The sequence below is a fragment of the Amycolatopsis sp. NBC_00438 genome, assembly GCF_036026695.1.
In the GTDB taxonomy this organism is placed as follows: Bacteria; Actinomycetota; Actinomycetes; order Mycobacteriales; family Pseudonocardiaceae; genus Amycolatopsis.
In genome coordinates, this window is record NZ_CP107923.1 from 5,053,225 (window position 1) to 5,066,802 (window position 13,578).

Consider the following 13,578-nt stretch of genomic DNA (forward strand, 5'->3'; position numbering starts at 1 on the left):
GTGCGCCCGATCGTCCGCCTCCTGTCCACCATGCTCGGCCTGGCCTTCGCCGCCGCCGGGGCGCTGCTCGCGCTCGAGGTCGGCTGGCACTGGTGGCGCCCGGGGTCCGGGCCGCTGCTGGTGCCGTGGCCGCGCTGGCAGGCCGAACTCACGGCCCTGGGCTGGGACGCCTACACCGTGCGCGTCGGCGCCGTCGTGCTCGCCGTCGCGGGCCTGGTGCTGCTGCTGTGCGCGCTGGCCGCCGGCAACCGCGCGGTCCGGTTGACCGACCCGGCCGACGACGTCAGCGTCTCGACGTCCCCGCGGTCGCTGGCCCGGCTCGTCGGGCTCGTCGTGCGGGCGCAGGAGAACGTCGCCGGCGCGACGGTCACCGCCAGCGCCCGCCGGGTCCGGGTCCGCGCGACCAGCCGGCTCGAGACCGAGGGTGAGCTGCGGCCGCGCCTGCTGGAGACCGTGGCCACGCTGCTCGACGACGTCCCCCTGGCCCGGCGGCCGAAGGTCAGCGTCGTCGTCGACTCGCCGAAGGACCGCCGATGAGCAAGTCCGGCAACTCCACTGCCACGAAGGCGCTTTCCCGGTCGTACGCGGGCGAACGCGCGCTGACGTTCCTCGTCGGGCTGCTGGCCCTGCTCGGCGGCGCGCTGGCGCTGGTCGTCGGCGCCGGCTGGCTCGGCGAGTTCCGCGGCCGCCGGCCGCTGCTCGACCCGATCGCCGTCGGCTGGCTGGGCGAGCACGCCACCACCGCCCGCATCGCCGCGATCGTGCTCGGCGTGCTCCTGCTCGTGCTGGGCCTGCGCTGGGCGCTGCGGTCGTTGCGCCCGGAACCGCGGCCCGACCTGGCCCTCGACGACGCGGTGGGTGCCGAACTCGTCGTCACGGCGGGCGCGATCTCGGGCGCCGTCCAGGCCGACGCGGAGCAACTCGACGGCGTCAGCCGCGCCCGGGTCCGCGCGGTCGGCTCCCGGACTTCTCCCGCGTTGCGCATCACCCTGTACCTGCACGAGGGCACCGACCTCAAGCGTGTCTGGGAAGACCTCGACCTGCGCGTGCTGACCAGGGCGCGCGAGTCGCTCGGCCTCGACGTCCTGCCCACCGCCGTGCGCCTCGAACTCGACACGAGCCAGGCCAAACGCGTGCGCTGAGCGGCGTCGTTCCGCAGAATGCCGTCATGCCCCTACCGCTGCAGCCGCCGCTGAAGCCGATGCTCGCCAAGCCCGCCAAGGCCATCCCGGACTCCGGCGGGCTGCTGTTCGAGCCCAAGTGGGACGGCTTCCGCTGCATCGTCTTCCGCGACGGCGACGAGCTGTACCTGCAGTCCCGCGCGGAGAAGCCGCTGAACCGGTACTTCCCGGAGGCGGTCGCGCGGCTGCTCGAGATCCTGCCGCCGAAGGTCGTGCTCGACGGCGAGCTCGTCGTCGCGCGGGACGGGCGGCTCGACTTCGACGCGCTCACCGAGCGGATCCACCCCGCCGAAAGCCGCGTCACGCTGCTGTCGGCCGAGCAGCCGGCCGAGTTCGTCGCGTTCGACCTGCTCGCCCTCGGCGACGAGTCCTTCCTGGACGAACCGACGTCGGCCCGCCGCGAACGGCTCGAGAAGCTGGCCGACGGGCGGATCTCGCTCACCCCGGCCACCACCGACGCCGACACCGCGCGGCACTGGTTCGAGCTGTTCGAGGGCGCCGGCCTCGACGGCGTCATCGGCAAGCCGCTGGAGGAGCCCTACTCCCCCGGCAAGCGGGTGCTGCTCAAGTACAAGCACCTGCGCACGGCCGACTGCGTGCTGGCCGGGCTGCGCTGGCACGTCGACGGCGGCCGGGGCGACCTCGTCGGCTCGTTCCTGCTCGGCCTGCACGACGAAGCAGGCGTGCTGCACCACGTCGGCACCATCGGGTCGTTCCCGAAGGAACGCCGTCGCGAGCTGGCCGAGGAGCTGTCGCCGCTGATCACCGACGGCGAAGACCACCCGTGGGGCGGCAAGGCCACCGGCGAGGCGCAGCGGATCCCCGGCGGGATCACCCGCTGGCGCGCCACCGAGCACGAATGGGTGCCGTTGCGGCCCGAGCGCGTCGTCGAGGTGGCCTACGAGAACACCGAGGGCGGTATGCCGTCGCGGTTCCGGCACAACGCGCGGTTCGTGCGGTGGCGCCCGGACCGCGAGCCCGCGTCGTGCGACTACAGCCAGCTCGACGAGCCGGCCCGCTACGACCTCGACGCGGTGTTCCGCGGCCAGGTGGTGCGCACCCGCTAACCCGCGTCCCACACCGGACGTGGAAAGCTCACGGTGTTCCGGCCTTGATCTACGTGAGGACTTCGCCCGTGCGCCGCCGTTCCCGTCTCCTGGTCGCGCTGCTCGCCCTGGCCTCCGCCGCGGGCTGCGCCGCGGGGCCGTCGGTGCGCCCGGCCCTGGTCGAGAACGACGGCCCGGCGAAGTCGACCGCGCCCGGCGCCACGCCGTCGGTGCCGCTACCGCCGCTGGGCGAGCCGCAGTCGTCGTCGCTGAAGTGGTCCGACTGCGACGACGACACCCGCCAGCGGATCGGCACCCCGCCCGTCCCGGACACCCTGCACTTCACCTGCGCCCGCGTGCCGACCCCGGTCGACGCGCCGGACGAGCCGCGCCGCTCGGTCATGCGCCTGCTGGCGCTCAAGGTCGGCGCCGGGCCGGTGCCGCTGGTCGTGGTCAACGACGTCGACGGCGAACCGGGCACGATCTACGCCGCCCGCCTCGCCGCCACGCTGCCCCCGGCGTTCCTGGAGAAGTTCTCGCTGATCGGCCTGGACCGGCGCGGCACCGGGATGTCGGGCGCGGTGCAGTGCGTGCCGGCCGAGATCCGGCACGACCTGATCGACGCCGACCCGGCGCAGGGCGGCCTCGCCGACGTCCTGGACGCCGCGCGCAAGGCCGGTCAGCAGTGCGCCATCGAGCTGGACGACACCCAGACGGCGCTGGACAGCTGGCGCGCCGCGGGCGACCTCGACGAGCTGCGCAAGCAGCTGGGCATGGAGCGGCTCGACGCGCTCGGCCGCGGCGACGGCTCGAAGGTGCTGTCGGAGTACGCGGTGCGCTTCCCCGGCCAGGTCGGCCGGATGGTGCTCGACGGCGTGCCCGACCCGGGCCCGGACACCGCCGCGGTGCTCGACGCCGTCGCGGCCGGCGCACAGTCCACTTTGGACGCTTTCGCGGCCGATTGCACGGCGCGCGGGTGCTCGCTCGGCGACCCGAAGGCCGCCCTCGCCACCCTGACCGACCAGCTGCGCGCCGCGCCGCCGTCGACCGACGACGGGACCGCGTTCGGCCCGGGCGTCGCGATGTTCGCCGTCTACTCGGGACTCGCGCAACGCTCGCGCTGGCCCGAGCTGGCCGACGCGATCACGGCGGCCAAGGGCGGGACCATCGCGCCGCTCGCCGCGTTCGCCACGCCGGCGTTGCACGACTCGCGGGCCCAGCCGTCACGGCTCGACTCCGCCATCGCGACGCACTGCAACGACAGCCAGACGCGCCTCTCGGCCGACCAGCTCGACCAGATCGTCGCCGGGATGCGCGCCAAGTACCCGCAGTTCGGCGCGGTCGTCGCCCAGCAGCTGGCGTGGTGCGGCCCGTGGCCGGTGCGGACCGAGCCGCTGCCCCCGGCGGGTGCCCCGGGCGCGCCGCCGATCCTGGTCACGGCCACCGCGGCCGACCCGGTCACCCCGCAGGTCGGCACCACCCGCGCGGCCGACCAGATGCCGTCCGCGGTCACGCTGACCTGGCAGGGCGCGGGCCACGGCGCCCTGGGCGCGTCCCCCTGCGTCACGGACGCGGCCCGCGGCTTCCTCATCGACGGCAAGATCCCCGCCGACGGCACCCTCTGCCCCGCCTGACCCCCGTACCCGGAGAGTCGGCCCGCGTACCCAGACAGTCGGCTCACGTACCCAGACAGTCGACTCACGAGCCGACCCTCCAGGTACGCGAGCCGACCCTCCAGGTACGCGAGCCGACCCTCTGGGTACGTCGTTACTGGCGGTAGGACTCGACCTCGGAGACCGGGCGGGCCTGGGCGTCTTCCGGGTTCTCGTGGAACTCGGTTTTCGCCCGGCGCTGCCGGAGCAGGTCCCAGCACTGGTCCAGCTGTTGCTCGACCGAGGTGAGCCGGTCCTTGTCGGCGCCGGCCAGGCCCACGCCCACCGAACGCGAGCGGAGCTCGTGCTCCTCCGCGATCAGCTCGTCGATCCGGCCCAGGATCTCCCTGTCGGCCATGTGTCCTCCTCGGGTCACGCGGGGTTTCGCTCGTGCAGACGCTACCGCGCGCCCGGGAATTCCCGCCGGGCCCGAGTCGTTGACCTGGTCATGAGCACCGTTGAGCTGACCGCCGAGAACTTCGACCAGACCCTCAATGACCACGAGTTCGTCCTCATCGACTTCTGGGCGAGCTGGTGCGGCCCGTGCCGTCAGTTCGCGCCGGTGTACGAGAAGGCGTCGGAGAAGCACGAGGACATCGTGTTCGCGAGCGTCGACACGGAGGCGCAGCAGCAGCTCGCGGCCGCCTTCGACGTCCGCTCGATCCCGACGCTGGCGATCATCCGCGACAAGACGCTGATCTACTCCCAGCCCGGCGCGCTCCCGGAGCCCGCCCTGGAGGACCTGATCAAGCAGGCGCGTGACATCGACATGGCCGAGGTCAAGCGCAAGGCCGCCGAAGCCGAGGCTTCCGAGCAGGCGTAACGCCGAAAGCCGTGAAGGCCTCCTTACCGGCCGTAAGAGCCGGTAAGGAGGCCTTCACGGCTTTTCAGGACCGGGTGGCCAGGCCGCGCAGGAAGAACCCGAGGTTGGCCGGGCGTTCCGCGAGACGGCGCATGAAGTAGCCGTACCACTCGTCGCCGTAGGGCACGTAGACGCGCATCCGCGAGCCCGACGCCGCGATCCGGGCCTGCTCCTCCGGCCGGATGCCGTAGAGCATCTGGAACTCGTGGTCGTCCGACGACCGGGTGTTCTCGATCGCCAGCGCGGCGGCGATCTCGATCATCCGCGGGTCGTGCGACGCCACCATCGGGTAACCCTGCCCGGCCATCAGGACGCGCAGGCACCGCACGTACGACTTGTCGACGTCGCCCTTGTCCTGGAAGGCGGCCGACTCCGGCTCGGCGTAGGCGCCCTTGCACAGCCGCACCCGCGAACCCGGGCCGGACAGGTCGCGGCAGTCCTGCTCGGTGCGCCGCAGGTACGCCTGCAGCACCGCGCCCACCCACGGGTACTCGCCGCGCAGCTCGCGCAGGATGCCGAGCGTCGAGTCCGTGGTGGTGTGGTCCTCCATGTCGAGCGTCACCGTCGCGCCGACCGCGTCCGCCGCGGCGCAGATCTTCCGGGCGTTCTCCAGCGCGACGTCCTCGCCGTTCGAAGGCAGGAACTGCCCGACGGCCGACAGCTTCACCGACACGTCCGCTCCCGAGGCGAGCCCCTCGGACGCCAGGGCCGACAGCACGGCTTCGTAGGCCGCGACCGTCGCCGCCGCCTGGGCGGCGTCGGTGGTGTCCTCACCCAGGTGGTCGAGGGTGATCCGCCGGCCGTCAACGGCCAGTTCCCCGGCGACGCGGACGGCGTCGGCGGTCTCGGACCCGGCGACGAAGCGGCGCACCACGGATCGCGTGGCGGGCACCGCTTCGACGAGCCGCCGGATGCCCTTCGAGCGGGCGGCGGCGAGCAACGGGGCACGCAGCATGACGGTCTCCCTCTCAGCCCTGGTGCGGGTAGCGGACGCTGGTCGGCGGGACGAAGGTCTCCTTGATCGACCGCGGGCTCGTCCAGCGCTGCAGGTTGAAGATCGAGCCGGCCTTGTCGTTGGTGCCCGAGGCCCGCGCGCCGCCGAACGGCTGCTGGCCGACGACCGCGCCGGTCGGCTTGTCGTTGACGTAGAAGTTGCCGGCGGCGAACCGCAGCGCCTCGGACGCCTTCGCGACGGCCGTGCGGTCGTTCGCGATGATCGCGCCGGTCAGCGCGTAGGACGCCGTCTCGTCGACGAGCTTCAGCACGGCGTCGAAATCGCCGTCCTCGTAGACGTGCACCGACAGGATCGGGCCGAAGTACTCGGTCGAGAAGATCTCGTGCTTCGGGTTGTCCGAGACGAGGATCGTCGGCTGGACGAAGAAGCCGTCGGTGTCGTCGGCCGTGCCGCCGGTGAGGATCTCCACCGAGGCGTCCCCCTTGACGCGGTCGAACAGCGAAGCGTGCTTGTCGAACGCGCGCCGGTCGATCACCGCGCCGCCGAAGTGCGACAGGTCGGTGACGTCGCCGTAGGACAGGGCCTCGGTCTCCGCGACAAGACCGTCCTTCACCCGGTTCCAGACGCTGCGCGGGATGTAGGCCCGCGAAGCCGCGGAGCACTTCTGGCCCTGGTACTCGAACGCGCCGCGGACCATCGCGGTGCGCAGGACGTCGACGTCGGCCGACGGGTGCGCGACGATGAAGTCCTTGCCGCCGGTCTCGCCGACCAGCCGCGGGTAGGAGCGGTACCCGGCGATGTTCGCGCCGATCGTGCCCCAGAGGTGCTGGAACGTCGCGGTCGAGCCGGTGAAGTGGACGCCGGCCAGGTCGCGGTGGGTCAGGGCGACCTCGGAGACGGCCTGGCCGTCACCCGGCAGCAGGTTGATGACGCCCGCGGGCAGGCCGGCCTCTTCGAGCAGCCGCATGGTCAGGTGCGCGGCGAACGACTGCGTCGGCGACGGCTTCCACAGCACGGTGTTGCCCATCAGCGCGGGCGCGGTCGGCAGGTTGCCGGCGATCGCGGTGAAGTTGAACGGCGTGATCGCGTAGACGAAGCCTTCCAGCGGCCGGTGCTCCAGGCGGTTCCACACGCCCGGCGAGCTGATCGGCTGCTCGGTCAGCACGCGGCGGCCGAACTCGACGTTGAAGCGCCAGAAGTCGGCGAGCTCGCAGGCGGAGTCGATCTCGGCCTGGGTCGCGGTCTTGGACTGGCCGAGCATGGTCGCGGCGTTGATCGTCGCGCGCCACGGGCCGGTCAGCAGGTCGGCGGCGCGCAGCAGGATCGCGGCGCGGTCGTCGTAGGACAGCCCGCGCCACTCCGGCGCGACCTTCGCGGCCGCGGTGACGGCGTCGGTCGCGTCCTGCTGGGTGGCGCTGTGGATGGTGCCCAGCACGTGGCGGCGGTTGTGCGGCTGGACGACGTCGATCTTCTCGCCGCTGCCGGGACGCTGCTCACCTCCGACGGTGACCGTGAGGTCGACGGGTTCCGCCTGGCCCAGCCGCTTGAGCGCACCCTCGAGTTCCGCGCGCTCGGCGCTGCCCGGCGCGTACGTCAGCACCGTCTCGTTCTTCGGGGCGGGGGTCTGGGTCACGGCGTCCACGGCGGCTCCTCTGCAGCGCTGCTCTAAGTCCTGATGCCCCGAACGGTAACCCCGGACACGTGTTCTGGGTTTGTCCGAACGGCTAAAATCACCGACATGAGCTTGTCCGATCGGCTTACCCGCAGGTGACGGCCGGGACGTCGCTGCGGCACGTGCTCGCGACCCTCGGCGAACCGCTGGTCGAGGTCGTCGTGGCCCCGCACGGCCTCGGCGTGCCGGTCTCGGACGTCGTCATCCTCGACCCCGAGGACCCGCTCGAAGCGAGCCCCGGCGACCTCGTGCTGGTCATCGGCGCGCGCGGGCGGGCCGCGGCGCCCGCGATCCGCGCGGCCGGCCGCGGCGGGGCGGCGGCCGTGGCGGTCAAGGGCACCGGCGCGGGAAGCGCCGAGGTCGCCGCCGACGCCGGCGTCGCCCTGCTCACCGTCGGCGCCGAAGCCCGCTGGGAGCAAGTGGAGTCACTCGCCCGTGGTGTCGTCGAGGCCGCCCGCGCGGGCGGCGAGGCGGCGAGCGGCGAGGTGCTCGGTGACCTGTTCGCCCTGGCGCAGACGATTGCGACCCTCACCGGCGGGCTCGTCAGCATCGAGGACACGGCGAGCCGCGTGCTCGCCTACTCCCGCGCCGGCGACGAGGTCGACGAACTGCGGCGGCTGTCGATCCTCGGCCGCGAAGGCCCGGAACGCTACCTCGCCCTGCTCCGCGAATGGGGTGTCTACCAGCGGCTTCGCGCCGGTGAGGGGATCGTGCGGGTCGACGAGCGCCCGGAGCTCGGCATCCGGCGGCGCATCGCGGCGGGCATCCACGCCGGCACGCAGCCGCTCGGCACGATCTGGGTCCAGGAGGGCGCCCAGCCGCTCACCGAGCAGGCCGAGCTGGCGCTGCTCGGCGCGAGCCGCGCGCTCGCCCCGCAGCTGATCCGCGCCCGCACTCTGCCCAGCCCCGAGCTGCGGCTGCGGGAGGACCTCCTGGCGAGCCTGCTGGAAGGCAAGCTGGACGCCGAGTCGGTCGCCGACGACATCGGCGCCGACCCGTCGCGGCCGGCCCAGGTGCTGGCGTTCGCGTTGAGCCGGGCGGAGAACCGTCAGCTGCGCCGCGCCGAGCTCGTCCACCTGATCGCCGTGCACACCGCCGCCTACCGCCGCAGTGCGCTGGTCAGCGTGATCGGCGGCCGCGTCTACGCCCTGCTGCCGGACCTGCCAGAGCACTCGGACGCCGCCGTCCTGGCGCTGGCCCGCGAGATCGTCGGCGCGGCGCGGCGGCACCTCGAAGTCCCGGTGCGGGCCGCGCTCGGCGGCGTCGTGCCGCGGCTGTCCGACGCCGTCGCCTCCCGCGGTGACGCCGACCGCGTCCTGGCCACGATGGCGCGCGGGCACTGGCCGTCCGACGTCGCGTCGCTGGCCGACGTCCGCGCCGAGGTGCTGCTGTCGGAGGTGCTGGCCTACCTCGGCGACCAGCCGCGGATCCGCGACCCGCGGCTGACGGCGCTGGTGGAGCACGACGCCGAGCACGGCGGCATCCTGGTGCCCGCCGTGCTGGCGTGGCTCGACGCGTTCGGCGACGTCCGCGCCGCCGCGTCGGCGTTGAACATCCACCCCAACACCGTGCGGTACCGCGTCCGGCGCGCCGGCGAAGTGTCCGGTGTGGACTTCGGCGATCCCGCGCAGCGCATCCTCACCCAGCTGCAGCTGAGGCTCTGAATCACTACGTTGGCCGTCGTGGACCTCTTCTCGCGTTCGTGGACGGCGTTGCTCACGGCGGTCGCGACCCTGCCTGGCGAAGACTTCGCGAAACCGTCGGGCTGCCGGGGCTGGCTGGTCCGGGACCTGGTGTGCCACTTGGTGATCGACGCGCAGGACGTGCTGATCACCCTCGTCACACCGGCCGAAGCCGAGCCCACGGCCGACGCGATCACCTACTGGAAGGTCGCCGAAACCCCGCCGGCCGGTGACGATCCCCTGGACGCGTTGATCGTCCGGCTGGCCGCCGCGTACGAAGACCCGGCGCTGCTGAAGTTCCACCTCGACGACGTGGGCTCGGCGGCGGGCCGTGCCGCCGGCCTCGCCGATCCCGGGGTCCGCGTCGCGACCCAGGACATGGTCCTCACCGCGGGCGACTACCTCTCGGCCTACGTCCTGGAGTGGACGTTGCACCACCTGGACCTGGTCGCCGGGGCCCGGCCGCCCGGCCTCGCCCGCACGCGCGAGATGCTGGAGAAGATCGCCGGGACGCCGTTCCCGGCGTCGTTCTCCGACACCGACGCCCTGCTGATCGGCACCGGCCGCCGCGCCCCGAGCGACGCGGAAACGGCGGCACTGGGCGACCTCGCGGCCCGGTTGCCCCTGGTCCTCGGGTGATCGCCGCGCAGACCGGGCCGGGCGCCCGGCCCGGTCCGCTTCCGGCTAGACCCTCACCAGGCTGAACCGGCGGTGTCCGACGTCGATCCGCTCGACACGGACCGGAAGCCGGGTGCCGGCTTCCGGCGCGCCGGTGGTCACCAGCAGGCCGTGGAGCCCGGGCCCGACCTCGACGAACGCACCGAACGGCAGCACCTTCACGACCACGCCGTCGAGCACGTCGCCCTCGGCGAGGCCGGACAGGCTCTCTTCGTCACGGGACATGCGATTTCACCTCCTTCCCGCGCACGTTCCGATGGACGGAAGACGTGCGGGAGGCGGGCCACGCGCCCGCCCGGAGGTCAGGACGTGGCCGGGGAACCCGTCTGCTCACGGCTCATGGCCGACCCGGCAGTCATGCGAGAACGGTACCGCCGAATCGTCGCGGCACACACCGGAAATAATTCGACGCGTTATATCGGCACCCGGATATTGATTTACCGACGTGAAGACCGGAGAATTGGTCGGCGGATCACGGAAATTCAGGCCGGAACGCGAAGATCGGCCAACTCGGCGAGAGCCGCGAACGAATCCAGCCGCGCGGACTGGTCGTAGGCCGCCGTCGTCGCGAGGACTTCGTCGGCTCCGGTGGTCTCGACCAGTGCCCCCAGCCGATCGCCGACCTCGGCCGGCGTCCCGGAGATCTGGCCGTCCAGGGTCTCCTCGAGCCGCCGGCGCTCGCGGCCGGTCATCGGCAGGGCCAGGACCTCCGCGGGCGGCGACAGGGGCGGGAAGACGCCGTGGGAGCGCGAATACACCGTCGCCCAGGCCTCCGGGACGAGCAGGCGCCGCGCCGCCTCCGCCGGCTCCGCGACGGCGATGGCCGTCGAGACCACGACGTACGGCTCCCCCGCCCACTCCGACGGCCGGAACCCGTCGCGATAGCGCGTCACGGCTTCCTTCAGCGCCTGTTCCCCGCGTACGGGCGCGATCACCAGCGGCAGCCCGAGCTCGGCGGCGAGGTCCGCGCCGGAGCCGGTGGCCAGCAGGAACGGCGGCACGCGCAGACCCTCGGCCGGATACGCGTGGACGCCCGGGTAAGCGTGGTCGCCGGTGAAGAACCCAAGCAGCTCCCGCACCTGCGCGCCGAAGTCGTCGGCGGCTTCCTTGCCGTGGCCCAGCGCCTCCCGGACCCCGCCGGTGAACCCGACGGAGCGGCCCAGCCCCAGGTCGATCCGGCCGGGGTGGAGCGCTTCGAGGACCCCGAACTGCTCGGCGACGACCAGCGGCCGGTGGTTCGGCAGCATCACCCCGCCGGTGCCGACGCGGATCTTCGACGTCGCCCCGGCGACGGCCGCGGCCAGCACGGTCGGCGCGGACCCGGCGACCCCGGGTACGCTGTGGTGCTCGGACACCCAGAACCGGTGGTAGCCCAGCCGTTCGACGCCGGCGGCGAAGGCGACGGTGTCCCGCAGCGCCCGCGCCGGGGTGCTGCCGCGCCGCACGGGCGAACGGTCGAGCACGGAAAGCTTCACACCGGGTGCAACGCCCGGCGCGCGACGGGATTCCCGTCAGGGGCGCCAGCGCTCGCTGTAGTCCGAGTGGTCGGCGTAGGGCAGCGCCAGCAGGCGCAGGGTGAGGCACCAGTTCGAGCCGGCCTCGTCGGCGGGCACGTGGCAGGTCTCACACCAGTATTCGCTGCCGTAGAGCGGAAACCCGGGGACCTTCTCGGACACCGTCGTGCGGTGGGCGAGCAGGATCCGGCGCGTCGCCTCGATCTCGTTGATCATCTGGTTGACCACGTCGAGCTCGAGGTCGACCAGCCCGCGCACCCGCTGCTCCACGGCGACCTTCGTCTCCCCGCGGTTCATCGTCTCGCCGGCCTTGGCCTTGTTGACGGCCTGCATGATCAACGCCTGCCGCGCGCCCACGCGCGCGGCGAGGAATGCGATCAGGTCGTCCACGAAGGGCCTCCCTCTGGTCGAGCCCGCCCCCGGCATTGTCCCGGGGAGTCGTCGATTCGGGACCGCACGTTACGCCGTTCGAGTCCATGATCGTGACGCTGAACTCGGCCGTGCAACATTTGTGACCCTATAGGCGACACCGCGCGCTTGGGTGATCACTCCGCGTTCTTTTCGGGCGGGAAACCGATAAAGGTTTTGACCACTTTCGCCGAGCGCGAGTGGCGCCCGGCACGCCTGTGGCGATGGTTACAACCCCGCGCGAGACGCCGCGAGTGCCGAAGCCGCCGCGCAAGACGGGGCGTCGCCGCGCTGGTCGCCCTGCCGCCGCTGGTGGCCGGCATCGTCGTGGTGGTCGTGGTCGTGGTCGGCAAGGCCGCGTCCGGTCCGTGCCTGGACAAGTCCCAGCAGGTGCCGTGTGCCGGCCCCGGCGGGACGTGGGTGTCGGCCGACGGGCAGGTGCGCCCGCGTGACGCCGCCGCGCCCGCCACCACCAGCCCGTCGATCCCCGAATCGGTCGCACCGACCACCACCGGACCACTGCCGCCCGAGCCGACCGCGAAGGACTACTCCGTCGCGCTCAGCGTCGTGTCCAAGCAGTGCTTCGGCTCGGCCGGCTGCAACGTCGTCGTCGAACCGAAGCTCAGCATGCTCGGCGCGAGCACCCTGCTCCGGGACTGCGACATCACCTACGACATCCCGGGGGACGACTCCGGCGAACTGATCGAGACCGCGTACTCCGAGGGCGGCTCTTCCTACCGCGTCGACCGCACGGTCATGTCCACCAAGAGCACCAAGGTCGTGCCGAAGGCGGCCGTGACCGCCGTCAGCTGCCGGAAACCGTGAGTCAGGCTTCCGGCTCCGGGCGGGCCTTGCTCGGCTGGACCCGCTTCGGTTCCCCCGGCATCTTCGGGTAGTCCGGCGGGTACGGCAGGTCCCCGAGCCCGTGGTCGCGCAGATCACGCTCGTACCACTCCAGCGCCGTCTCCAGGCCGAACGCCTTGTCGTCCATGCGGGCGTGCAGGTCGCCGTGTTCGGTGAGGAAGGCCGGGACCGTCAGGACGTCGAAGTCGTCCGCGTCGACCTCGGGCAGCAGGTCCCACGTCAGCGGGGTGGAGACCGTCGCGCGCGGGGTGCCGCGGACCGACCAGCTCGAGGCCACCGTGCGGTCGCGGGCCGCCTGGTTGTAGTCGAGGAAGACGCGGCCGCCGCGTTCCTCCTTCCACCACGAGATCGTCGCCCGGTCCGGGATCCGGCGCTCGACCTCGCGGCCCAGCGCGATCACCGCGTGGCGCACCTGGACGAAGTCCCACTCCGGGCGGATCCGGACCAGCACGTGCACGCCGCGGCCACCCGACGTCTTCGGGTAGCCGGTCAGCCCGGCGGCCTCCAGCACCTCGCGGACGACCTGGGCGACCGCGACCGCGTCGGCGAACCCGGCGCGGTCCGGCGGGTCGACGTCGATCCGCAGCTCGTCCGGGTGATCGACGTCGGGACGCCGCACCGGCCACGGGTGGAAGTCGAACGTGCCGAGGTTGGCCGCCCACGCGAACACGGCCGGCTCGGTCGGGCACACCTCCGCGGCCTTGCGGCCCGACGGGAAGGTGATCTCGGCGGTCTCGACCCAGTCCGGCGCGCCCTTCGGCAGGCGTTTGGCGTAGAACCAGTCGCCTTCGACGCCGTCGACGTAGCGCTTCAGTGTCGTCGGCCGCTCGCCGATCGCGCGCAGCAGTGGTTCGCCGACCGCCAGGTAGTACTCGACGACCTGCCGCTTGGTGATGCCGCGCTGCGGGAAGTACACCTTGTCCGGGCTCGAGACGCGGACGCTGCGCCCGCCGACGTCGTAGGTCACCGGGTCACCGTGCTTGGGCATGCGGCCACGCTAGCGGTGATCGCGCCGCCCGGCTCCCGCGAGAATGCCGTCACCCTCGGGAGAAAGCCGACCGGGA

At 72.7% G+C, this 13,578-nt stretch carries 15 protein-coding genes; 8 read left to right on the plus strand and 7 right to left on the minus strand.

What is annotated here, in order from left to right; translation table 11 throughout:
- The 4 genes from OG494_RS22150 to OG494_RS22165 all read left to right on the plus strand — a co-directional run bounded on the left by OG494_RS22150 (nt 1) and on the right by OG494_RS22165 (nt 3,861).
- Entirely contained in the window at nt 1-537 is a 537-nt protein-coding gene (locus OG494_RS22150) for a DUF6286 domain-containing protein (protein WP_328458625.1), read from the plus strand.
- Nucleotides 534-1,142, plus strand: coding sequence for an alkaline shock response membrane anchor protein AmaP (locus OG494_RS22155; RefSeq protein WP_328458627.1), 609 nt, complete (start codon nt 534-536; stop codon nt 1,140-1,142). Before OG494_RS22150 ends, OG494_RS22155 begins: the two co-directional genes overlap by 4 nt.
- Before the next feature lie 26 nt (nt 1,143-1,168).
- A complete protein-coding gene (locus OG494_RS22160) occupies nt 1,169-2,248 on the plus strand; it encodes an ATP-dependent DNA ligase (protein WP_328458629.1) in 1,080 nt (359 codons plus the stop codon).
- A 68-nt stretch (nt 2,249-2,316) separates the two neighbouring features.
- The gene (locus tag OG494_RS22165; protein ID WP_442874452.1) at nt 2,317-3,861 is read left to right on the plus strand and encodes an alpha/beta hydrolase; all 1,545 of its coding nucleotides are present in this window, start codon (nt 2,317-2,319) and stop codon (nt 3,859-3,861) included.
- A 133-nt stretch (nt 3,862-3,994) separates the two neighbouring features.
- Here OG494_RS22165 and OG494_RS22170 read toward each other — a convergent pair whose 3' ends face one another.
- Nucleotides 3,995-4,237 (minus strand): DUF2630 family protein, encoded by a 243-nt coding sequence (locus tag OG494_RS22170; protein ID WP_328458633.1) that lies wholly within the window; start codon nt 4,235-4,237, stop codon nt 3,995-3,997.
- Nucleotides 4,238-4,327: 90 nt separating this feature from the next.
- Between OG494_RS22170 and OG494_RS22175 the strand changes: the two genes are divergently transcribed.
- Nucleotides 4,328-4,702, plus strand: coding sequence for a thioredoxin family protein (locus OG494_RS22175; protein WP_328458635.1), 375 nt, complete (start codon nt 4,328-4,330; stop codon nt 4,700-4,702).
- A gap of 64 nt (nt 4,703-4,766) precedes the next feature.
- On the opposite strand, the gene OG494_RS22180 is transcribed toward OG494_RS22175, so the two are convergent.
- Together OG494_RS22180 and pruA are read right to left on the minus strand one after the other, a co-directional pair.
- Entirely contained in the window at nt 4,767-5,696 is a 930-nt protein-coding gene (locus OG494_RS22180; protein ID WP_328458637.1) for a proline dehydrogenase family protein, read from the minus strand.
- 13 nt (nt 5,697-5,709) lie between these two features.
- A complete protein-coding gene (gene pruA / locus OG494_RS22185) occupies nt 5,710-7,338 on the minus strand; it encodes an L-glutamate gamma-semialdehyde dehydrogenase (protein ID WP_328458639.1) in 1,629 nt (542 codons plus the stop codon).
- A gap of 125 nt (nt 7,339-7,463) precedes the next feature.
- Here pruA and OG494_RS22190 point away from each other — a divergent pair, with 125 nt between their 5' ends.
- Nucleotides 7,464-9,032 (plus strand): PucR family transcriptional regulator, encoded by a 1,569-nt coding sequence (locus OG494_RS22190; protein WP_328458641.1) that lies wholly within the window; start codon nt 7,464-7,466, stop codon nt 9,030-9,032.
- 18 nt (nt 9,033-9,050) lie between these two features.
- A complete protein-coding gene (locus tag OG494_RS22195; RefSeq protein ID WP_328458643.1) occupies nt 9,051-9,689 on the plus strand; it encodes a maleylpyruvate isomerase N-terminal domain-containing protein in 639 nt (212 codons plus the stop codon).
- Nucleotides 9,690-9,734: 45 nt separating this feature from the next.
- Here the strand turns inward: OG494_RS22195 and OG494_RS22200 are convergent, their stop codons facing one another.
- The 3 genes from OG494_RS22200 to OG494_RS22210 form a co-directional block, all read right to left on the minus strand.
- Nucleotides 9,735-9,953 carry a S1 RNA-binding domain-containing protein gene (locus OG494_RS22200; protein WP_328458645.1) on the minus strand — a complete coding sequence of 73 codons (219 nt, stop codon included), beginning with the start codon at nt 9,951-9,953 and terminating at the stop codon, nt 9,735-9,737.
- Between the two features lie 257 nt (nt 9,954-10,210).
- Nucleotides 10,211-11,191: an LLM class flavin-dependent oxidoreductase gene (locus OG494_RS22205; protein WP_328458647.1), complete on the minus strand. Its 981-nt coding sequence runs from the start codon at nt 11,189-11,191 to the stop codon at nt 10,211-10,213.
- 48 nt (nt 11,192-11,239) lie between these two features.
- Nucleotides 11,240-11,632, minus strand: a complete 393-nt coding sequence (locus OG494_RS22210) for a DUF6221 family protein (protein WP_328458649.1) — start codon at nt 11,630-11,632, stop codon at nt 11,240-11,242.
- Nucleotides 11,633-11,827: 195 nt separating this feature from the next.
- Between OG494_RS22210 and OG494_RS22215 the strand changes: the two genes are divergently transcribed.
- Nucleotides 11,828-12,475, plus strand: a complete 648-nt coding sequence (locus OG494_RS22215) for a hypothetical protein (RefSeq protein WP_328458651.1) — start codon at nt 11,828-11,830, stop codon at nt 12,473-12,475.
- Between the two features lies 1 nt (nt 12,476).
- On the opposite strand, the gene ligD is transcribed toward OG494_RS22215, so the two are convergent.
- Complete coding sequence (gene ligD, locus OG494_RS22220) at nt 12,477-13,502, minus strand: non-homologous end-joining DNA ligase (RefSeq protein WP_328458653.1); 1,026 nt, start codon at nt 13,500-13,502, stop codon at nt 12,477-12,479.
- Nucleotides 13,503-13,578 lie beyond the last annotated feature (76 nt).

Bases quoted from the DNA above. Each gene is read 5' to 3' on its own strand.
- OG494_RS22155 (WP_328458627.1), top strand. From the start codon at position 534: ATGAGCAAGTCCGGCAACTCCACTGCCACGAAGGCGCTTTCCCGGTCG.
- OG494_RS22160 (WP_328458629.1), top strand. From the start codon at position 1,169: ATGCCCCTACCGCTGCAGCCGCCGCTGAAGCCGATGCTCGCCAAGCCC.
- OG494_RS22170 (WP_328458633.1), bottom strand. From the start codon at position 4,237: ATGGCCGACAGGGAGATCCTGGGCCGGATCGACGAGCTGATCGCGGAG.
- OG494_RS22175 (WP_328458635.1), top strand. From the start codon at position 4,328: ATGAGCACCGTTGAGCTGACCGCCGAGAACTTCGACCAGACCCTCAAT.
- OG494_RS22180 (WP_328458637.1), bottom strand. From the start codon at position 5,696: ATGCTGCGTGCCCCGTTGCTCGCCGCCGCCCGCTCGAAGGGCATCCGG.
- OG494_RS22200 (WP_328458645.1), bottom strand. From the start codon at position 9,953: ATGTCCCGTGACGAAGAGAGCCTGTCCGGCCTCGCCGAGGGCGACGTG.
- ligD (WP_328458653.1), bottom strand. From the start codon at position 13,502: ATGCCCAAGCACGGTGACCCGGTGACCTACGACGTCGGCGGGCGCAGC.